Raw genomic sequence first — 20432 nt, forward strand, 5'->3', positions numbered from 1 at the left:
GGGCGAGAGGCGGTATCGGATCAGGGCACGGCCCACTTGCCGCCGTTGGACGACCATCGGAGCTCGTCGTCGATGGTGAAGCGAAGGAGCTCCGGCATCAAGGGGAGCTCGTGCTTTCGGCCGTTGATGAAGATCGACGGGGTGCCCTGCAGACCGAGGCGAATGCCCTCGGCCTTCTGCCGGTCGACGATCGGGCTGAGCTCGTCGGCCTTGACGGCGCGGACGAGGGCCTGGGGATCGAGGCCGACCTTGGCGACGAGCTCCTTGATCACCTCCACCGAGAGGCGCTGCTGGTTCTCGAAGACCAGGTCGTGGAGCTCCCAGAACTTGCCGTGGCGCTGGGCGAAGACGGTGGCCTGGGCGGCGCTCGAGGCGTTCGAGTGGCCGGGCAGGGGGAAGTGCATGAAGCAGAGCCGCAGATCGCTCCGCTCGGCCTGCAGCCTCTCGAGGACCGGCCTCGCGGCGGCGCAGTGGGGGCACTCGAAGTCGGAGAACTCCACCACGGTCACGGGAGCGTCCGCGGGGCCGCGGCAGGCGGCGCCGGCGAGATCGATGGTCTGCCGCTGCGCCTTCTCGAACGAGCGGTAGTAGCGGTTGTACGCGGTGAGGGCCTCGGAGCGGCTCGCGCCCGCGTTCAGGATCGTCCGCAGGAGCTGAAGGCCCCGCGTCGCGTTGGCCTTGCACGGGAGATCCTCCCGGAGGCAGCCGGCGAGCGTGTAGGGGCTGCCATCGAAGACGAACTCGTCCTGGGCCGCCGAGATCAGGTTGTCCCGGACGAAGGAGGGGAGGGCTTCCATCGGGAAGCCGGGGAGCGCCGCGGCGGCCTCCTCCGGGCTCATCGCGGCCTTCACCGTCTGAGCGGGCTTCTCGGGAGCCGGCTTTTCGGGAGTCGGCACCTTCGAGGTGGCCGCACGGCCGTCCTCGCGGGTGCAGGCCGACGCGAGGACCGCGATGGCGATGAGGAGGGAGAATGAGGCTCTGCGCATGCTCGAAGTCACTTCCCGGGGCCGTCCTGTAATCGAATCGGGCGGCATCCTAGCGAACGGTTGTCAAGATTGTAAAGGCTCGTTTCCCCTGCTAATCCCGCTGTCCGAGGGAGCCGGCGACGGCGCCGGGAGGGGGAGCCTGCCATGCCAACGGCCGAGCGAGAACGATCCAGGGCCGGAATTCTGACCGCGCCGCCTTCCCACGTGCCGGGCGCCGCAGCGCCGGAGGCGAGGGGCCGGCGCGAGCCTCTCGCGGGTCCTGACGGAAAGCCCTGGTGGGAGAGCTACTTCGGGCCCGACTACCCGCTGCTCTATCCCGAGAAGACGCGGGAGTCGGGGGAGGCGGAGGTCCGGTCGATCCTCGCCGCCCTCGCGCTCCGGCCCGCCGCCCGGATCCTCGACGTCGGCTGCGGGGCGGGCCGCCACGTGCTGGCGCTGGCGAAGCAGGGTTACCGGGTGACGGGCCTCGATCGCTCGCCCGAGCTCCTGGCCTCGGCGGCGAGCGCCCGTGAGGCCGAGGGCCTCTCGCTCGAGCTCCGGCTCGCGGACATGCGCAGCCTGCCCCTGGAGAACCTGGAGCCGGTCGACGCCGTGCTCTCGATGTTCACGTCCTTCGGCTATTTCTCCGAGGCCGAGAACGAGCAGGTGGCCCGGGGCATGGCCGCCTCGCTGGTGCCGGGCGGGCGGCTGTTCCTCGACCTGAACAACCGCGAGCTCCTCCAGGAGGCCAACGGTACCCGGACCTGGGCCGCTCGGCCTGGCGGCTACCTCCTGGACGAGTTCGGCTACGACACGGATCTACGGCGCTTCCACGGTAGGCGGATCCTGCTGGCCGACGGCCGCGAGCGGCGGTACGTCTTCGACCACCGCGCCTGGTCGGAGCAGGAGATCCGGGGCCTGTTGAAGAAGGCTGGGCTCCGGGTCCTGGCGGTCTACGGCACGCTGGAGAGGACGCCGTTCAACCTCCGCGCGCCGCGGATGGTGGTGCTGGCAGAGAAACCTTGAAGAACGCTCGTTTACCCAAAGTACTGCTCATTCATACCGGTGGAACACTGGGGATGGCGGGCCGGCGGCCCGGCCCCTTGCGCCCCTCCTCCTTCGTCGAGGCCCTGCGCGAGCGGGTCCCCGAGCTGTGGCGGATCGCCCGGCTCGAGCTGGAGATCCACTCCAACGTCGACTCCTCGGACATCAGCCCGGCGCTCTGGCAGACGCTGGCCCGCCGCATCCACGAGAGGCTCTCCGCCTTCGACGGCGTCGTGGTCACCCACGGCACCGACACCATGGCCTACACGGCGGCGGCGCTCTCCTTCATGCTGCGGAACCTGCCGCGCCCGGTGGTCCTCACAGGCTCGCAGGTGCCCATCGGAGAGATCCGCACCGACGCGCGCCTCAACCTGATCGACGCGGTGACGGCGGCCGCCAGGGGGCCGGAGCTCCCCGAGGTGGTGATCTGCTTCGACTCGAAGCTCTTCCGCGGCAACCGGTCGCGGAAGCAAAAGATCGCCGAGTACGACGCCTTCGCCTCGCCGAACCTGCCGCCCCTCGGCGGCCTGGGGGTGGAGGTGACGATCGCGCCGGCTCGGCGCCCGCGGGGGACCTTCCAGCTCCTCGATCGCCTGGAGACGCGGATCCACTCGCTGCCGGTCTTCCCGGGGATCGATCCCGCACCCCACGTCGCGCACCTCGCGAACGGGGAGGTCAAGGGCCTGGTCGTCTCGGCCTTCGGCGCCGGGAACTTCCCGATCCAGGGGCCCCGCTCGCTGCTGCCGCTGTTCTCGCTCGCGCGGGATCGGAAGGTCCCGGTCCTCGTGACGTCCCAATCCGAGCGCAACGCGGTGGCGCTCTCGCTCTACGAGTCGGGGGCGGCGGCGCTGGAGCTCGGCGCCATCGGCGCCGGCGACATGACGCCGGAAGCCTCGGTGGTGAAGCTCATGCACGCGGCGGCCTACGGACGCGGTTTGGCGGGCGTGCGGCGGATCCTCGAGGCGAACGTCGCCGGCGAGCGCACGCCGGGGACCTGAGGGCGTCCCGCCTTCGCGAGCAGCGACCGCTCGGCGCCGCGTTGCGTGGGCGCCTGGATCAACCTGGCGGCGGCAGCTCGATCGGCGAGCCGTCGGGCACCGTCTCCGGCGCCTCCTCCTGGTTCACCGGGGGTGTCTCCTCCTCCCACTCCCACGGCTCGGCAGGGGCGGGCACGTCGCCGCCCGCCCGATTGCTCCCAGGGAGCGCGCGTGGACGAGTGAGGTCGGCGAAGCGCTCGTCGCCGCGGACGGGGTCGAAGTCCGCCGCCGTCCGGGCCTGCATCCGGTAGAGGGCCGGCTCCGCCTCGATCGCTTCCTCCAGGGACGCGAGGATCGCCCCGATCGGCGCGCCGGATCGGGCCAGGAAGCGCGCCCGCACGAAGGCCAGGGTCGGGTCCGGCGCCTCGAAGGAGGCGGCGCGGGAGAGCGCGGCCTCTGCCGCCGGCAGCGATCCGGCCTCGAGGGCGAGCCTCGCCCGCTCCGTGTACAGCCGCGACGCGCCGGCCCAGAGATCGACGACGACGAGGTCCTCGGTCCTCAGCGACCCCGTGCCCGTCCGGACCGCCAGCGCGGCGACGTCAGGGCCGAGGAAGGCCAGGGAGAGATCGCCCGCGACGATCCGCCCGACCTCCGCCTCGTCGTCGCCGTCGGGCCCGCGCAACACCGCGATCCACGCCTCGCCGTAGCGCGGGTCCCTTCGGCGCTCGACGAGCAGGCGGAAGCCCTCGAGCCTGCCCCGCAGCGCGAATGACGGAATCGGTCCCGCAGGAGCGGGCCCGATTCCGTCAGCCGCGGTTCTCGCGGTCGCGCTCTTGCGTGGCTCCGCGTTCGGCTTCGCGTGCGCGGCGATCGGCGCAGCGTGATCGGCCTCGCCGGGCAGCGCCGGAAACCGGGGAAAGAGGCTCGAGAGCGGCGCCCCCGCCGAGACGGCCGCGAGGGCCTCGTCCACGCGAAGGGCCTCGCCGCCTTCGAGGGCCGGGAGGGTCGCGTCGCCTTCCCCCCGCCAGATGGCGTGGCGCCTGCCGGAGGCCTCCAAGAAGGAGAGGGTGACCCTGGGCGGAATGGAGTCGCCTGCCTCGAGCTCGGCCTCGACGAGCACGCTCCGCTCCACGAGGCCCCTGGGGATCACGCCCACGATCGATCGCACGTGGAGGACCTGCTCGTCCGGTCGGATCGCGCCGTGGGCGCAGCCCGCGAGCGCCAACAGGAGAAGGCCCGCGACGGCGGCAGCCTTCACCTCGTCACCTCGATCGACACCCGGCGCGTAGCGGTCATCCGATCGGAGTCGGTCGCCAGGAGCTCCAGCTCGATCGTCTTCCCGACGGCGTTCGAGGGCGCCCAGAGCGAGGCGCAGGAACCGGCGGACGCGATCGGGGCGCCCGGGCACTCCGTTACCTCGAGATCCACCCTCGGTGAATCCGGCGTCCAGACCTGCCTCCAGCGCATGGCCAGCGATCCGCCGCCCGCTGCGCTCGAGGCCGATCCGTCGAGGAGGGTCGCCTTCCCCGCGACGGCCTCTGTCGGGGCCGCGATCGCCAGGCGAGGAGGCTCGAATCCTGGAGGAGCCACGTGCACCACGGCGTAGTCCGGGGGGCTGGAGAGCGGTCCTCCGTCGCGGATGACGACCTGGAACGAGAGATCGACGGGGCTGACGCCGATCGGGGCGACGAACGATCGGGCACCGAGGCCGGGGTGGCAGCCCTGAGCAGGGCTGAGCTGGACCTCCGGGCCCAGCACCTGCTCCCAGCAGGTCTCGAGGGAATCGGGATCCGAATGGTCGACGTCGGTAACCTCCAGGACGACCGGCTCGCCCGCGGCGACGAAGCCGTCCGACGACGAAGGAACCCTCGCCCTGGCGTGCAAGGGCGGGCGATCGGTCGGAGGGAGCCACTGGACGATCGCTGCCTTCGGCGCCGCCCGAACGCGATTGAACCTCGCCTCGAAGGCGACGGCCACGGTCCGGGGCCAGCCGGACCCGTGGGGGAGCCAGAGCTCCTGGCGCTCCAGGTCCGCCAGGGGCGCGTCCCCGAGCAGGGCGCGGTAGGAATGGAAGGCGAGGTTATCCCGCTTTTCCGGATCGCCCATGGTTGCGACGAACTTCACCTTGGGGGGATACCGAGCGGCTTCCCTCTCCACGAGGAGAATGTCCCCGACCCGGGGGAGGTCGTCGGGAAAACCGATGTCCGACGTGGGTGGATCGATACGAGTCGCGCTCTTCCGCACGATGACGCGCAGGTAATCGGGGGCCGCGCAAAACGGCGGCTCGCGACCGGCGTCCGATTCGCTGCAGAGCCTGGCGCGGTTGCCGTCGCCCATCCGTCTGTGGGCCTCGACCTTGAAGTCGAGCACGCCCTCTTCGTCAGGGGCCACGAAAGAGGCGGCTCCGTCACAGGGATCGTCGATCTGCACGGCGCCCTCGATCTGCGTCCAGCAGAAGGGCAGAGTCGCGGAGACGCATGAAGCGTCGCCTCCCTCGGCCAGGCACGCCGGATCCGCGAACCTCGGCGCGGGCAGCTCGACCCTCGTGCGCGGGCGGACGTCCTGATCCGCCGCACCCAGCACGACCGGCGCGGGCAGGAGCTGCGCGGGATCGTCGACGAGCTCGATGGCGAGCCGATCGATGGAGCGGGTCGTGCCGTCGTCCAGGGTGAGCCGGAACACCAGGCGATCGGTCTCGCGGGCCGAGCGCGAGGGCGCGACGAAGGTCGTGACGAGCGCGGCTGGATCGCTCAGGGCCACCCGCGGCCCGGCCTCCTGGGTCCAAAGGACCGAGAATGCCCTGGCGTCCTCGGGCGGAAAGCTCCCCCGCCCGTCGAGACGAACGAGCATGCCCGGGAGCGCCTTGGCGTCGGGGCCCGCGAGGGCGAGCGGCCCTCCCTTCGGCAGCGACGGCTCCGAGCCGATCGATCCTCCCGAGCCGCCGGCGCCTTCGCCGGAGAAATCCCTGGAGCTCGCGCCGCAGGCGCCGAGCGCGAGGGCCATCACGGCCAGGAAGGCGGGGAGGAGGTGGCGCATCGGATCTACATCCTACATTCCTCCGGCGTCGATCGATGCATATCCTGGCGATCCGCCGGAGCCTCGCGAAAGCGACGCCTCTGCGCGTCCGGGGCCGCCATGACTCTTCGAAGGATCCTGCCCGTCCTCGCCGTCCTCTCGTGTGTGACTTCCGAGCGAATCCCGCCGCCGAAGGCCCCGGAGCTCATCGGCTCCCGGCCCGCGATCGGCCGCAAGATCGAGCTCGAGCTCACGGCGAACGGCGGGCCGCTCGTCCTGGGCGCCGCCGTCGGAAAAGTGACGCTGCTCTGCGTGCTCGGGCGGAGCGGCGATTCGACGGCGGATGCCTGCCGGACGGCGCAGCTGCGCTGGGGCGATCGCATCACGGTGGTCGGCCTCGCCACGAGTGAAGAGGTGTCGATCGCGGACATCCCGTTCCGCACCTACGCGGATCCGGACGGCGTGGCGCTGAAGGATCGCTTCGAGCTCGGACCGGAGTCCAAGGTGATCCTCACCGACACCCGCGGCCGGGTCGCCAAGGTGATCGAGCCGGACGACCTCGGCGCGGTCGAGGAAGCGCTGCGCTCGCTCATCGAATAGCCGCGTCGGTTGTTTGACGACATCCCCCCAGGAGGCTATAAACCGGGGCTTCTACCAGCCCGCCAAAACCCATCGCTGCGCGTGAAAACCGGCGCGCACGCCCGGTCCGAAGGTGCAGCATGGCCCGCCTCTCCGTCCTCGTCTTGACCCTCCTCGCGGTCGCCGCCACCGGCGCGACTCTCTACCTGGACGGACCCGAGGCGATGCGCGCCGCCGAGCGGCAGCTCGACGAGCGCCTCCAGGCGTCGGCGAAGGCCGCAGGTGCGTTGATCGCCGCCTCCGCTGCGCCCGCAGCCGAGCCTCCGGCGGAGAAGGCCCAGGCCGCCGCGAAGCGCGACGGGAAGGGTGACGCCGTACAGGATCCGGTGGGCGGGACCGCAGCCGAGACCCACGAAGAGGCCTTCGACGCCGCGCTCGCCGGGCGCCTCGCCGGCCTCGTGGGAGCCGACGTCACCCTGCTCCGCGGCGGCAAGGTCGAGGCCTCGAGCCTCGCTCCCGCCCAGCGGTCGGAGGTGGCGGCGTCGTCGGCCGGCGCGACCGCCTTCGGCTCTGGCGAGCTCTCGGGTGATCGCTTCTCCTTCTACGGCGCGCTGCCGCTGCCCCTCCTGGCGCCGCCGCCCGCCGCTCTTCGCGGATTCCGCATGGCGGTCCCCGGGGTCGACGGCGGCGAGCTGATCGTCTCGGCTTCGACCGCCGACGCCATGGCGCCGATCGTCGCCTCCCAGGAGCGCGCGCTCGAGATCGCGCTCGCGGTGTTGCTCGTCGGCGTGCTCCTCGCGCTCCTCCAGGGGCGCAAGCGCGCGCCCGCCGGGCTCTCCCAGCTCGCGGACGCCGCCGAGCAGGCCGCGGAGGGCAGCGCCACGGCCCACGCCGCCGAGCACCTCTCCGGCGACCTCGGCCGCCTGGGCCGCGCGATCAATCGCCTCTCGGCCAAGGCGCGGCAGGCGGGCGTATCCGCCTCTTCGCTCCCCCTTGCAGCCCCGCCGCCGGAGCCTCCCTCCGACGTGGCCGACTCCTTCCCTTTCCAGGGAACGCCGTCCCGCGGCGAGCCCTCGTCGCTCCTCGGGGGAACGCCCGGCCCCGCGGCCGGATTCGAGCTCGGCAGCTCCGCGCCGTTTGGCGCCACGCCGGGGCCCTTCGCCGCCGAGCGCACCATCGAGCATCCGGCGCCCGTCGTGCTGGGCAACGGCGTCAGCTTCGCGGACGCCGGTCCTCGGAGCGACGGCTGGAGCCGCGGACCCGTCTCGTCCGGCCCGCTCGCCGAGACTGGCGTAGTCGGGGGGGGCGTAGTCGAGGGGGGCGCATGGGACCAGCCCACCCGCCAGCTGCCGCTTCGCCAGCCCGGCGTCGAGGATCCCTTCGGCTCCGCGATCGCCGCTGCCGCGGGCGGCGCGTTCAACCCGGAGGCCACGGTGGTCGCCGCGATCCCCGAGGCGCTGCTGCGGGCGACCAGCCGGGCGCCGGTGATCGCGATTCCCCAGCCGGATCCGGAGGAGCTGCACCTCCAGCAGGTCTTCGAGGATTTCATGAGGCTTCGCGGGGAGTGCGGCGAGCCGGTGGAGGGCCTCGGCTTCGAGAAGTTCGCGGCCAAGCTCCGCCAGAACCGCGTGCAGCTCATCGAAAAGTATCAGTGTCGGACGGTCCGCTTCACGGCGTACGTGAAGGACGGAAAGGCGGCGCTCAAGGCGTCGCCGGTGAAGGACTGAGAGTTCGTGAAGAACTTCACGAACTCTCGCGAGCCGGAGGCGAGCAAACGAAAAGGAGCGCCCTCGCGCGAAGCGCGAGCTGAAGAAAGCGGGCCCGCTTCGGCGGGGCCGATTGCTTCACACGCTCTGAGAGTCGCTCGTTACTCGCTCGGAGGGCCGTCCGGAGTTCCTGGCGGCCACACGCGCTACCGGATAAGCTGAAGATTCCCGTCGCAGACGCTCGGTTCGGGGTTGAATCACGAAGGGGGTAGTACGGCGTCGCGGCAATGGGCGGATCGCCAGGAGGCAGCGATGATGGACCGGATGGAGCCGATCTTCGCAGGTGGTCGTGAGCGCGAGCTCGAGTCAATCCTCCAGGAGCACGATCTCGTCCGGGGTGGCGCACGGCGCGTGGTCATCCAGGGGCGCGAAGGGATCGGAAAGAGCCACCTGCTGGTCGCCGTCGCCCGTTCTCTCGAGGCCAAGGGGATCCCGACGGCCCTGGCCGGGGCGAGCCGCGCCAGCCCTTCGTCCCTTGGGATCGTCCGCGAGCTCGCAGGGCGCCTCCTCGACCTCGGACGGCGGACCGGCGTCGACCCGGCGACCCTCGCGCGGCTGGAGGGCCGTCTCGGCCCCGTGCTCACTACGCGATCCCTCTCGGCGGCGGCGCCTTTCGCGTCCGGCGAGGCAGCCCGCATGGGGATGGTGGACGCGCTCGCCGAGCTCTTCCTCGTCGCGGGCCACGCCGGCGGCGCCATCCTCCTGGACGAGCTCGACGCGTCCGATCGCGGCTCACTCGAGCTCCTCACCGCGGTGGTCGCGGCGCTCGCGGCTCCCGGGCGGTCCGATGGGCCGCTCCTGATCGTCGCTTGGCGGGAGCCGCCGTCCAACCGGCTGGCCGAGGCGATCGAGCGGCTCCCGGGATCCTCGCTCTCCCTCGGCAGCCTCGACGTCGCCGGAGTCCGCTCCTTCCTCGACGAGGCGAAGCTCGCCGAGCGTCTCCACGAGAGGTCCGCCGGCGTGCCGGCGCGACTCGAAGCGCTCCTGGTTCCCCGCGAGGCCGACCTCGGCGCCCGCCGCCTCGCTCGCCTCGATCCCGACGCGCGGCGCTGCCTGCGCGCCGCCGCGGTCCTGGGGCACGTCGTCCCCGCACCGCTCCTCCTCGAGGTGGCCGGCGGGGATATCGACCGGAAGCTGCTCGAGCGGCTCGTGGACGATCGCTTCCTCACGATGAGCCTCGTGCACGGCGCGCCGATGTACGGTCTCGCCAGGGAAGACGATCGGATCCGCCTCAGCTCGAGCGACGATCCGCTCGAGCTCGAGGAGCTCCACTTCGCCGCCGGCGAGGCCCTCGAGGCGAGCGGCGGCGACGCGGAGGAGATTGCCCGGCACTTCCTGGTGGGCGATCCGGCGGGCAGGGGCGCGGAGTGGGCGGTGCGCGCCGCCGCGGCCCTGGTGAATCGCTGCGCCTACCTCGGCGCGGCGGAGCTCTACGAGGCGGCCCTCGCCGCCAAGGGCGAGCCGGCGCCCGAGATCCACCTTCGCCTCTCGGAGATCCTCGAGGCCAGCGGCGACTCGATCGGCGCCCTCCGGCACCTCGGCCTGGCACGCCGATACTCCGATCCCGCACAGGCCCGCCGGATCCGGGCAGAGGCCGGGCGGATCTGCGTGCGGATCGGGAAGATCTCCCAGGCTGCGCGCCTCTGCGCCCGGGTGGCCGGATCGGAGTCGGAGCTGGATCCCGCGGATGTCGCGGGCAGCGTGGCCTATGCCGCGGCGTGCGAGGCGCGGTTCCTGGCCGGCGACTACGACGAGGCCATCGTGGCCTGCCTGCGCGGCATCGCCCGCACCCGCGAGCTGCCGGAGATCCGCATCGGGCTCCGCAACACGATGGGGAAGGCGCACCTCAACCTCGGCGCGTACGACGAGGCGACGGAGGCCTTCTCGACGAACGGGCAGGAGGCCCTTCGCGAGGGGCTGCTCCGCGAGCAGATGCGGGCGCTCGTGAACGAGGGCGTCGTCGCCCACCGGCAGGGCGACAGGCGGCGGGCCTTCGAGCGCTACCGCGAAGCCCGTGCGGTGGAAGCCGATCCGATCATGGACGCGCTGGCCCTCGGGAACCTGGGCGCGCTCAACCACGAGGTCGGTGAGTTCGAGCGGGCCTTCGAGCACTATCGCAGCGCGATCGCGTCGTTCGTCCGCGGCCGCAGGCCCAAGGAGGCGGCGCACCATTCGCTGAACCTCGCGAGGCTCATGCTCTTCCTCGGCGATCTGGACGAGGCCCTCACGGTCACCCAGTTCGCCAGGGGGGAAGCGGCTTCGGTCGGCGATCCCTACCTGCTCGCGCAGGCCGATCTCCTCGCGGGCGAGATCCTCGTCGAGAAGGACGAGCCGTTCCGTGCCGAGGCGATCCTCCACCTGGCCTGGGGCGCCTTCGAGCAGGTCGGGAACCTCCGCTACCAGGTCGAGACCGGCCTCGCGCTCTTCCGCTCCGACCTCGCCAAGGGAGAGCTCGCCGACGCGCGGCGGCGGCTCGCTCGCACGATGGACCTCACGGACGGGCAGAGCGATGCCCTCGCTGTCGAGCTCGATCTGGCGGCCGCCGAGCTCGCACTGGCGTCGGGTCAGTCGAAGTCCGCCGGCAAGGAGCTGGAGCGGGCAAAGGCCAGGCTCCTGGCCCGGGCCGAAGGCGTTGGCGGCGAGACCGATCTCGAGGCGCCGTGGAAGACCTACGCGCTCCTCTCGCGGCTCTACGAGGCGCAGGGCGACGTGCGTGGCGCCGAGGCCGACCGCCTTCGTGCCGTGCGCCTCCTCGAGGACCTGGCCGCGCGGATCCCCGACGGTAAGCGCGAACGATTCCTGGCCAAGGCCGAGCGCGCCCGCCTCTTCGAGGGCCTCGAGGATCGCGAGCTGGGTCCCGAGCGCGCCGGCGCGCTGCGCAAGGTGGTCGACGCCTCCGGCTCGAGCTCGATCATCGGCAGCTCTCCCGTGCTGCTGCGGCTGCTCCGCTCCGTCGGCCCGGTGGGCCGCTCCCTCGCGCCGGTCCTCCTCCGTGGTGAGACCGGCACCGGCAAGGAGCGGATCGCAGACGAGCTCCATCGGGCGAGCCCCCGCCGCGACAAGGCGCTGGTGAAGGTGAACTGCGCCGCCATGAACGAGGAGCTCCTCCTCTCGGAGCTCTTCGGCCACGAGAAGGGCGCGTTCACTGGCGCGGTGAGGGAGCGGAAGGGCCGCTTCGAGCTCGCCGACGGCGGGACGATCTTCCTCGACGAGGTGGGCGACCTCTCGCCGCGGGCGCAGGTGGCGCTCCTCCGCGTGCTCCAGGAAAAGGAGTTCGAGCGGGTGGGCGGCACGCAGACCCGCCGGGTGGACGTGCGCGTGATCGCGGCGACCAACCGCAACCTCGAGGAGCTGATCGCCGTCGGTCGCTTCCGCGAGGACCTCTACTATCGCCTCGAGGGCGTTTCGCTCGTGCTGCCGCCGCTCCGGGAGCGCCTCGAGGACATTCCCGCGCTCGCCGCGCACTTCCTCGGGAAGGTGGTCGAGGAGCGTGGCCACGGGCCGAAGCGCTTCGGCCCGAAGGCGCTCGAGCTGCTACGGGGCTGGAGCTGGCCGGGGAACGTCCGCGAGCTCGAGAACGTCGTGGGCGCGGTCTCGATCTTCGCCGAGGGAGACGAGGTGGACCTCGAGGCCTTCGCGCAGCAGGGCAAGTTCCTCGAGCTCGTGCGCTCGCGGCCCCTCGCCCTCGCCGCTCAGGAACGCGGTGCCGCTGGCTTGCTTTCGCTGGTCGCAGAGGACCCGGAGGCGGATGTGCAGACGGGCGAGATCGCCGAGGCAGTGCCCCTCGACTTCTACGCGCTGGCGCGGTCGCGCGGGCTCGGGATCCGGGAGCTGCAGGACGAGATCGAGCTCCAGATGATCAGCCGCGCCCTGCAGGTGGGACGGGGCAACATCTCCGAGGCGGCCCGGCTGCTGCAGATGAAGCGCTCGCGCCTCTCGCAGATCGTGAACGCGGAGCCGAGGCTCCGGGCGCTCACGAAAGCGGTCTAGTACGCCCAACCTGCAGACGAATCTCTCTCGGGCCCGCGGGGGCCCGAGGGCGTTTCAGCGCAGGCTCTTGCCGAACTCTGCGAGCCTCGCCGCCGCGGTCTCGAGCTTTGCGCGCGGGATCGAGAAGACCGCGCGGATCCGGTCTGGCGCCGAGCACCACGCGCCGTTGTTGAGGACCACGTGCGTGTGCTCGTAGACGAGCCGGGCGAGGTTCTCTGGCGTCAGGGTGACGCCGCCGACGCGCTTGCCGAGCCAATCCGTCATCAGCGGCGCGAGGAAGAGGCCGCCTGCCTCGCCCCCGTCCCCTCCCGCGTCGAGCGGCAGCGCCGACGCGAGGAGCGCGCGCTTCTCGGCCAGCTCGGCGCGCATCGCGTCCAGGTGGCGGCGTAGCGCCCTCTTTCGCTCCGGGTGGAGGAGCTTGCCGGAGGGGTTCCGCGCGAAGGCGCCGTAGAGATGCGACGCGGCACGGGCCGAGGCGAGGGGGAGGCCTCCGAGCTGGGACGCCATCACCCGGGAGACCAGCTCCCGGTCGCGCGAGGCGAGCCAGCCGACGCGCAGGCCCCCGGCGGCGAATTCCTTGGAGAGGCCGCCGAGGATCGAGGTGAGCGCCGTGACGCCGGGCACCGCCCTCTCGACCGAGACGGGGCTGGCCACGGCCTCTGCCGCCGGGTGGGAGAGGTTCACCAGGCCGAAGATCTCGTCGGAGAAGATCCGGCAGCGGTGGCGCACCGCGAAGGAGGCGAGGGCGACCAGCTCCTCCCGCGAGAGGTAGGAGCCCGAAGGGTTGGACGGCTGCGAGATCACCAGCGCATCCGGCGGATCGACCCGGCCCTCGAGCACCCGGGAGAGGGGCGCGTACTCCACGTCGCAGCCGGCGGCGAGGAGGGTGGGCGGGAGGACGCCGTAGCACGGCGTGACCGCGAGGATCCGGGGCGTGCGGCTGAGGCTCTCGCGGAGGGCCACAGCGAGGTCGTGGATGAGCGGCCACACGCCTTGGGCGATCGCGACCTCGGCGCTCTCGAACGCCACGCCGCGCGTCTCGAGGAGGAACGCGGCCACGGCCTCCCGCAGCCCGTGGTGCTCGCGATCGCGCCGTGGTGCGGCGCAGGCAGCGAGGAGCCCCTCGACCAGGGGGTGGGGCACGGCGGACTCGTTCTCGCCGTAGTCGAGCCGGATGAGCTCGGGATCGTCCTCTCGGAAGATCTTCGGCGCGAAGGCGGGGAACGCGGCCAGCGCCTCCATGCGTGCGGAGCGGGGGAGCGGCACCGCCGGCGCCGCCCTCGCGGGCGCGGGGCTGGGAGGCTCGAACGAGATCCGGAAGGAGAGGAGGTCGGCGAAGGTCTTCTCGTAGAACCACTGGACCGGCGTCGAGATCCGCGAGTACGTCGCCTCCGCCGCGATCTCGAGATCCGCGTGGAGCCGCTCCGGAACCGGCAGCAGGAGCGTGAGCTCGAAGTCCGGGTAGACCGCGTTCTTCACCAGGCCGTAGAGCACCACCAGGTTGGGCCGGTGCGGCTCCCGGGCGAGGAACTCGAAGAGGGTGCGGGGCTCCACGCCGCTTGTGATCGTGAAGAACGCGCTCTCGTCGATGATCACCAGGATCCCGCGGGAGGCGGCCTCGTCCGCGATCTCCCGGAGCGCGGAGAGGTTGCTGCGCTCGCCGGGCTCGACCCCGAGGATCGCCACCTTCACGTCGAAGGCGCCGAGGAGCCGCTTCACCTCGCGCAACGTGTCGTTGGTGACGATGGCGTCCACGCCCGCCTTCTCGAGGGCGCGGGAGTAGGTGGCGCGGAGGTTCCGGGTGATCAGGACGCCGTCGCCGGGATCGCAGGTGGCGAGGAGCAGCGAGTAGACGGTCTGCTCCCGCTCCGGCCCCACGAAGATCTCGCCCTCTCCCAGGCGGAGGCCGAAGAATCGCTCGAGGTAGCGGGCGATGGAGACGCGGAACGCGGCGTCCCCCGCCTCGTGGGCGTAGGGGATCACCGGGTCGGCGGCGAGGCGCCTCGCCAGCGAAGCCACGAAGTCCAGCTGTTCCTGGGAGGCGTCGCTGAGGTCCAGATCGCCGAGCAGGCTGCCGCTGCCGGCCTCCCTCAGGGCGCGGCGAACGGCCAGCGTCTCCCGTGGCAGCGCGAGCTCGGCCTGCCAGACGGCGACCTCGTGCCAGATCGGGTTGCCGCTGGCGAGCCAGCCGAGGGCGGTCCTGGCTCGGATGGGTTCGGGGCTGTGCTGCTCCAGGTAGAATTCGAACTCACGCTTGGTGTTTTCCTCCAGCGTGACCAGCGGCCGGATGTCGGTGTCGGCCGCCTGCCGGACCCGCCTGGCGACCAGGACGCTGGTGCGGAAGCCCCGGCGCGAGAACATCCGCTCGATGATCGCCCGGCCAGGCCTCCCCGCGAGGTTCAGGAGCAGCCTGCCACCGGGCGCGAGGCGCTCCGGGCACTCGTCGAGGAGCCGCGCGATCAGCCCGAGGCCGAAGTGATCCTCGTAGACGTTCTGGATCGCGCAGTAGTTCGACAGATCGTAGAGGGCCTGCTCCTCCTCCGGGGGCGCCCCGCCGAGGTCGTCGGCACGCAGGACCTGCGGGATGCAGCCCACCACGAAGTCCCAGCGCTCCTCGGCGGGGAGGTCGACGAGGAGATCGCTGGTGCCGAAGCGGAGTCGGGCGGCCTGCTCCGGGCTGCAGTTCAGCCAGGCGTTGCAGGTGGCGACGATCCGCGAGTGGGGGTTGAGGTCGACGCCGTGGATCTCCGCAAGCCCGGTGAACTTGGAGAGGGCGATCGGGATCCAGCCGGAGCCGGTGCCGACCTCGACCATCTTCTTGCCAGCGAGCTCGTCGGCCGGCACGTCCAGGAGGCCTTCGAGGAAGGTGAACGCCCAGTCCTCGGGAGCGAAGATCGAGGGGAGGAGGAGGAGCTCGAGGTGCTCGCGTTCGCCGCCGACGGCGGCGTCGATCTCCGCGAGCCGCAGGGGAGCGCCTTCGGGCTTCCCCCGTGCCTCCGCTGCCAGGAGGCGGAGCTCGTCGAGCGCGGACGCGCGGGCGGCCGGATCGGAGAGCGCGACGCTCAGGCGCGCGAGCTGCTCGAGTGCTTCCTTGGGGTGGGAGGGGTAGGTGTTCATCCGCCCGGCATCGTCTGCGGCGAACGTCGCCGTGTCAACGCGAGCGATCGAGAGTCGAAGGGGAGCGCTCTCGCTCCGGGCAAGCGCCCTTCACCCGCCCCGTTGCGCGAGGGCGGGTGAAGGGCCTGGATGGACTACTTCGCCGGCGTCGCGGCCTTCTCGGCCTTGTCGGTCTTCTCGGCCTTCATCTTCTCGACCTTGTGGAGCTTCTTCTGCTTCTTGTCGGCCTTCGTTTTCGCGTCGGTCTGGCCGTTGTTGGCAGCAACGGCCACGGGCTTCACCGAGCTCGGCGCGGGGGCGGCCGCGAGAGCGGAAGTTGCGGAGAAGACAAAGAGAGACATCGCAGCCAGAGCGAGCAGCTTCTTCATTTGCATGACCTGCACTCGTAGGGAGAGACGTCAGCCTCGGTCGCTCGAAGGAGCAGAATCCGAGACGGCGACCGGCGCCGGAGCCCATCAGCGCCTGCGCCAAATCAACCCGGAGGTCGGACTTTCATTCCAGCTCGTCGCTCGATGGCTGGAATTCCGAGCCGCGACGCCTACTTGCCGATCATCGAGCCACGACGTCCGGCGATCCGTCGAGGTTCCCGTGTCGGAGGAAGACGGTCCTTCGCACGTCCGTGGAGCCGGACGACCCGGGACGCGGGCTCCGGTCCTCCAGGAGGGCCACCTCGAAGGCGACGATCCGGTCGGCGGGCTTTCCGGTCCGCTTGTGATGTTCCAGGATCCAACCTTCGAGGGTGTGGTGGTAGGCGGGGTTGTCCTTGATGCGGGTGGAGTAGTCGAACCAGAACTGGTTCATCCCCTGGAGATCCGGCACCTCGCGGAGCGCTGGACCGTCGTAGCCAAATGCGGCGAAGTTGAAGGGGTCGATCCGGCGTCCGTCCACGGTCAGGGCGTCGACGACCACCATCCAATCCTTGTCCGGAGCGTTGGGCGCGAACATCGACCATCCCTGGCCGAAGCGGCCATAGGCCACCAGCGCGCGGAAGACCGTCGGCTGTGGAAGCTTGAGCCAGCGGGGAATCGACGAATTCTCCACGAGGATCTGGCTGATCACCGACAGGAGGAAGACCAGGACGAGGGCCTCGCGTGCCCATCCGAGGCCCGAACGAAGGGCGATGGCGAAGGGCGCCGGAGGCGTGGCCTGCGCCGAACTTCCGAAGGTCGCCCGCGGGAGGCCACAGGCGGCGAGTCCGAGACCCGTCGAGATCCGGACGCGGTTCGACGCGACGAGATCGTAGACGCGGTCCGCGAGCGCGCGGAGGCCGGGGGCAGAGAGGAGGACGGCGATCGGGAAGCCGCCCGGGATCGCGCGGAAGATCGACGCGAACGCGGCGGACCGCGTGTGCTGGCGTCCCTGATCGTCGACCACGACCACGGTCCGCTCCACGAGCTCGGGCGTCACGCCGGGCGGGAAGAGCGAAGCATCCGCGTTGTCGACGAAGCGGAGCCGCCCCAGCCGATCCATCGCCGTGAGGAGCCTCGCCGTCTGGAAGCAGATTCCACAGGAGGCGTCGAAGAAGACCGTCCTCGGCCCGACTCGCTTGCGCAGGAAGCGCGAGGCAGCGTCCCAATCCGCGGCGGACAGGAGCAGCGGATAGAAGGCGCACATCGCCGGCGAGAAGAAGCCGACGTTCAGGAAGAGCGCGAACCCCATGTGCATCGCGGGGAGCGCGATCATCGCGACTCGCCTCGCCCAGGTCGTACCCCAGGGCGTGAGGATCAATGCTGGAGCGGCCGCCTCGAGGGCGAGGGTCGACCAGGTCAGAGCCTTGCCCAACCACATGGGCAGGTGATCGCGGAGCTGGTAGCCCAGCCAGGTGACCATTCCGTCCCGCTGGAGCACGTAGTGGACGACCGAGCCCTCCATCCACGTATTGCCGCCCTTGTGGATCGCGTTGAAGAAGTAGATCACCGCGAGCTGCAGGAGGAGCCCGAAGGCGGCAAGCGAGACCACGGGCCGAACCGGGCTCGGGACCCCTTGGGCCAGATCCGCCGCGGTCGACGCAGGCCTCTCTCGAAGGGAGGCGAGGAGGGAATCGACGGAGAACCGCCGGCCCAGCGGGAGGAAGAGGGACCAGGCCGCGAGCAGGTTCATCGTCACGTCGCCGCCGTTGACGAGGATCACGCCGCGGCTGTGGAGGCTGATGGTGGCGATCAGGCTGAGCAGCTGGAAGAGGCGGGTCTTCCAGCCGATGAGCAGCCCCAGGAACGACAAGCCGCAGAGCAGGAAGCCGATCGCCGCCTCGGTCGGCGTCGAGGCAAGGAAGAAGACCGAGAAGATCCAGCGCGCCGCCGGCCGCCAGAGCTGCGTGTGGTTGGGGATGAGGCCGTCGTTCGAGTACCAGACCACCAGGTCCGGCAACCGGCGCAGGAGATCGCCCAGGAGCAAGGTGGCGAATCCGATCCGGAACAGCCCGAGGCTCCGCGGGTCCAGGCTGAACCAGGTGTCGCGCAACCGCGTCCCGATCGACGCCTTGTCCGATCGTGAACCCTCGACCGCCATCGGCGAAGCGTGTGAGACGTTCTTGCTTGCCTTCATTCCGTTCCCCAAGGATTGCGCAACCGGCGCGACATCCTACTTCATCGGGTCGATCGAGGGGACGGGCTTCCCGCAGACGGTGACTTCCCGCGAGACCCGACGACACCCGACGTCATCCCATCCGACGCTCGCTCCCGACGCATGAGCGACCCGCGATTGGTCGTCGAAGGGCTATCGGACCGTCGCGATTCGGACGTACACTCGTTCTACCAGGAGATCGCGAAGATGCCGCGAGTCGTGCGGGCGAGCGCCCGTCGTCTCCGGACGGCGCCGTCGGCGCCGAGAGGCGAAGGGTCCCGTCCAAGCCGGGACTCGTGGACCCCTGGATGAGGGAAGGTCCGGTGGCAGAAATCGACCGCGTCGCTGCATCGGAGGCTGTGGCGGATCCACGGCCGGTTGGATTCGCCGGAGAGGCCCTCGCGCGAAGGATCGCCGTCCTGCTCGTGATCGCCTGCGCGATGTCCTACATCGGGCTTCGCGCGGCTCGCTTGTCCGAGGCCTACTACGGAAACGTCGTCGACGATTCGCTGATCTCGATGCAATACGCGAAGAACCTCGTCGAGGGACACGGGCTCGTCTTCAACGTCGGCGAGAGGGTCGAGGGCTACACCAACTTCCTCTGGGTCGTCTTCCTCTCGGGCCTGTATCTGCTCTCGAAGGCGCTGGGGATCGGGCTCGTGCCGCTCGCCGTCTGGGCGAGCGTCGGGGTCTCGATGGGGGTGGCGGGGCTGGTCTTCTTCCTGGGCCGGCGGCTCTGGGGAGGGGATCCGATCCCGACGGCCGTGGCCCTCGGGCTCTGTGCGCTCGACTCCTGCTACGTGCCCTGGGCGATTCAGGCGCTGGAGGGTCACTTCCTCCTGCTGTGGATTCTCCTCACCCTGGCGATCCAGGTCGCGAGACCGCGGTATTGGCCCGTCTGGGTTGGCCTCTGCATGGCCTTCGTCGTCATGACCCGGCCGGACGGCGCGATCTTCGTCTTCGCGGCGTTCGCGAGCCAGGCTATCGAGGTCCTGAGACGCGCGCGTGAATCCCGGGGCTACGAAGGCATCCGCGGTGTCATCATCCCGTGGATGGCTGCCGCCGGGGTCTTCGTCCTCGTCTATGGCTCCTATTTCCTCTGGCGATACCAGTATTTCGGATACCTTCTGCCCAACACCTTCTATCTGAAGGTGGGCGGAAGCGGGTTCGACGGCTGGAGCCGGGGCTTCGCGTATCTGGCGGGTTTCCTCGGGGAGAGGGCCTACGTCCCGCTGCTCGCGGCCTTTGCGATCGCGCGGATCGGGCACCCGCTGGTGCGGACGCTGTTGGTGTATCTTCTGACACATTGCGTGTATGTCGCGTACGTCGGAGGAGATTTCTATCCGGGGCATCGCTTCCTCCTGGTCGTGGTGCCGGTGATCGCGCTCCTCGTCGGCGTGGTCGTGCGCGATCTGCTCTCGATGGCCTTGTCGAAGGCGGGCTCGAACCATCGTGCCGCGATGGCGTCGCGGATCGCCGTGGGAGCGGCCTCGTTGCTCGCGCTGGCGATCGTCTGGCAGACCGGCTCGGTCTCGGGGCCGGCGACGACGGAGGTGGTCCGATGGGGCGATAGGGTCGAGGCCACCCGCAAGTTCATGCTCTGGCTGAAGGAGCGAAGCGGCCCCGACGACGTGATCGCCCTCGGCGACATCGGTTCGGCGGGGTTCTATGCGGGCCTTCGGGTGGTCGACGTCTACGGTGTGGTGGATCCGGTCGTGGCCCACTCGCAGGTGCCCTCCCTCGGCAAGGGCAAGGCGGGGCACGAGAAACGCGCGACCGACGGCTACGTCCTGGGGAAGCGGCCCCGGTTCATCAAGCTCGGCTACCTGAGGGGCGACCTGCATCGGCAAGGCTACTACCTGAATGGCGAGATGCCTCCCGAGACCGGCGCCGAGGGGATCTGGGAGCTGGATGGTCTCGCCGACGCGGAACGGTTCGAGGAGCTTGCGAGCCTGGACCTGCGGGGATCCGATTGGCAGGTCGAGGGAGAGGCCTTCTCCCGGCGGAGCCCGGGCACGGCCAGACCGGGACAACAGCCGCTCGTGGGAGCGACCCCCGGGGTCGTGAACTCCTTTCACACTTCCATCGGTGACCACGCCATCGGGCGGATGACCTCACCGGCCTTTCCCATCGACGGCGACCTGCTGGTCCTACGGGTCGGCGGGGGAAGGGATCCGGAGCGGCTTCGTGTCTCGCTCCTCGTGGATGGGGTCCGGGTCCTCTCGTCGACGGGGCGGAACAGCGAGGTCCTCGCGCGCACGACCTGGGACGTGGAGCCTTACCGCGGGCGGATGGCCGTCCTCGAGATCGTGGACGAGGCGGTGGGGCCGTGGGGTCACATTTTGGTGGACGAAGTGGTCCAGTACCGGCGAAAGGAGACGGCCGAGGCAGGCCTCGGCAGCCCGGGAGCGCCTTGA

12 protein-coding genes are annotated in these 20432 nt (G+C 70.8%); 6 read left to right on the top strand and 6 right to left on the bottom strand.

The features are described from left to right. Positions 1-20: 20 nt before the first annotated feature. Positions 21-986, bottom strand: a complete 966-nt coding sequence (locus AKJ08_RS01910; RefSeq protein ID WP_050724511.1) for a DsbA family protein — start codon at positions 984-986, stop codon at positions 21-23. A 144-nt stretch (positions 987-1130) separates the two neighbouring features. Between AKJ08_RS01910 and AKJ08_RS01915 the strand changes: the two genes are divergently transcribed. Both AKJ08_RS01915 and AKJ08_RS01920 read left to right on the top strand, forming a co-directional pair. Next, complete coding sequence (locus AKJ08_RS01915; RefSeq protein ID WP_082342557.1) at positions 1131-1991, top strand: class I SAM-dependent methyltransferase; 861 nt, start codon at positions 1131-1133, stop codon at positions 1989-1991. 53 nt (positions 1992-2044) lie between these two features. After that, on the top strand, positions 2045-3007 hold the full coding sequence (locus AKJ08_RS01920) for an asparaginase (RefSeq protein WP_082342559.1): 963 nt from the start codon (positions 2045-2047) through the stop codon (positions 3005-3007). 58 nt (positions 3008-3065) lie between these two features. Here AKJ08_RS01920 and AKJ08_RS01925 read toward each other — a convergent pair whose 3' ends face one another. Together AKJ08_RS01925 and AKJ08_RS01930 are read right to left on the bottom strand one after the other, a co-directional pair. After that, positions 3066-4244 carry a TPR end-of-group domain-containing protein gene (locus tag AKJ08_RS01925; protein WP_050724513.1) on the bottom strand — a complete coding sequence of 393 codons (1179 nt, stop codon included), beginning with the start codon at positions 4242-4244 and terminating at the stop codon, positions 3066-3068. Next, on the bottom strand, positions 4241-6022 hold the full coding sequence (locus AKJ08_RS01930; RefSeq protein ID WP_050724514.1) for a hypothetical protein: 1782 nt from the start codon (positions 6020-6022) through the stop codon (positions 4241-4243). Before AKJ08_RS01930 ends, AKJ08_RS01925 begins: the two co-directional genes overlap by 4 nt. Before the next feature lie 99 nt (positions 6023-6121). Here AKJ08_RS01930 and AKJ08_RS01935 point away from each other — a divergent pair, with 99 nt between their 5' ends. The 3 genes from AKJ08_RS01935 to AKJ08_RS01945 all read left to right on the top strand — a co-directional run bounded on the left by AKJ08_RS01935 (position 6122) and on the right by AKJ08_RS01945 (position 12336). Continuing rightward, positions 6122-6601, top strand: coding sequence for a hypothetical protein (locus AKJ08_RS01935; protein WP_050724515.1), 480 nt, complete (start codon positions 6122-6124; stop codon positions 6599-6601). Between the two features lie 119 nt (positions 6602-6720). Next, positions 6721-8307, top strand: a complete 1587-nt coding sequence (locus tag AKJ08_RS01940) for an MXAN_5187 family protein (RefSeq protein ID WP_050724516.1) — start codon at positions 6721-6723, stop codon at positions 8305-8307. A gap of 291 nt (positions 8308-8598) precedes the next feature. Further along, positions 8599-12336, top strand: a complete 3738-nt coding sequence (locus tag AKJ08_RS01945; protein ID WP_050724517.1) for a sigma 54-interacting transcriptional regulator — start codon at positions 8599-8601, stop codon at positions 12334-12336. 54 nt (positions 12337-12390) lie between these two features. Here AKJ08_RS01945 and AKJ08_RS01950 read toward each other — a convergent pair whose 3' ends face one another. The 3 genes from AKJ08_RS01950 to AKJ08_RS01960 form a co-directional block, all read right to left on the bottom strand. Next, complete coding sequence (locus AKJ08_RS01950; protein ID WP_050724518.1) at positions 12391-15453, bottom strand: aminotransferase class I/II-fold pyridoxal phosphate-dependent enzyme; 3063 nt, start codon at positions 15451-15453, stop codon at positions 12391-12393. A 134-nt stretch (positions 15454-15587) separates the two neighbouring features. Continuing rightward, positions 15588-15821 carry a hypothetical protein gene (locus tag AKJ08_RS01955; RefSeq protein WP_050724519.1) on the bottom strand — a complete coding sequence of 78 codons (234 nt, stop codon included), beginning with the start codon at positions 15819-15821 and terminating at the stop codon, positions 15588-15590. A 181-nt stretch (positions 15822-16002) separates the two neighbouring features. Beyond that, positions 16003-17997 (bottom strand): DCC1-like thiol-disulfide oxidoreductase family protein, encoded by a 1995-nt coding sequence (locus AKJ08_RS01960; RefSeq protein WP_050724520.1) that lies wholly within the window; start codon positions 17995-17997, stop codon positions 16003-16005. Between the two features lie 341 nt (positions 17998-18338). Between AKJ08_RS01960 and AKJ08_RS01965 the strand changes: the two genes are divergently transcribed. Continuing rightward, complete coding sequence (locus tag AKJ08_RS01965) at positions 18339-20432, top strand: hypothetical protein (protein WP_050724521.1); 2094 nt, start codon at positions 18339-18341, stop codon at positions 20430-20432.

This window comes from Vulgatibacter incomptus (assembly GCF_001263175.1).
Lineage (GTDB): Bacteria > Myxococcota > Myxococcia > Myxococcales > Vulgatibacteraceae > Vulgatibacter > Vulgatibacter incomptus.

Bases quoted from the DNA above. Each gene is read 5' to 3' on its own strand.
- AKJ08_RS01910 (WP_050724511.1), bottom strand. From the start codon at position 986: ATGCGCAGAGCCTCATTCTCCCTCCTCATCGCCATCGCGGTCCTCGCG.
- AKJ08_RS01915 (WP_082342557.1), top strand. From the start codon at position 1,131: ATGCCAACGGCCGAGCGAGAACGATCCAGGGCCGGAATTCTGACCGCG.
- AKJ08_RS01920 (WP_082342559.1), top strand. From the start codon at position 2,045: ATGGCGGGCCGGCGGCCCGGCCCCTTGCGCCCCTCCTCCTTCGTCGAG.
- AKJ08_RS01930 (WP_050724514.1), bottom strand. From the start codon at position 6,022: ATGCGCCACCTCCTCCCCGCCTTCCTGGCCGTGATGGCCCTCGCGCTC.
- AKJ08_RS01935 (WP_050724515.1), top strand. From the start codon at position 6,122: ATGACTCTTCGAAGGATCCTGCCCGTCCTCGCCGTCCTCTCGTGTGTG.
- AKJ08_RS01940 (WP_050724516.1), top strand. From the start codon at position 6,721: ATGGCCCGCCTCTCCGTCCTCGTCTTGACCCTCCTCGCGGTCGCCGCC.
- AKJ08_RS01945 (WP_050724517.1), top strand. From the start codon at position 8,599: ATGATGGACCGGATGGAGCCGATCTTCGCAGGTGGTCGTGAGCGCGAG.
- AKJ08_RS01950 (WP_050724518.1), bottom strand. From the start codon at position 15,453: ATGAACACCTACCCCTCCCACCCCAAGGAAGCACTCGAGCAGCTCGCG.
- AKJ08_RS01955 (WP_050724519.1), bottom strand. From the start codon at position 15,821: ATGAAGAAGCTGCTCGCTCTGGCTGCGATGTCTCTCTTTGTCTTCTCC.
- AKJ08_RS01960 (WP_050724520.1), bottom strand. From the start codon at position 17,997: ATGAAGGCAAGCAAGAACGTCTCACACGCTTCGCCGATGGCGGTCGAG.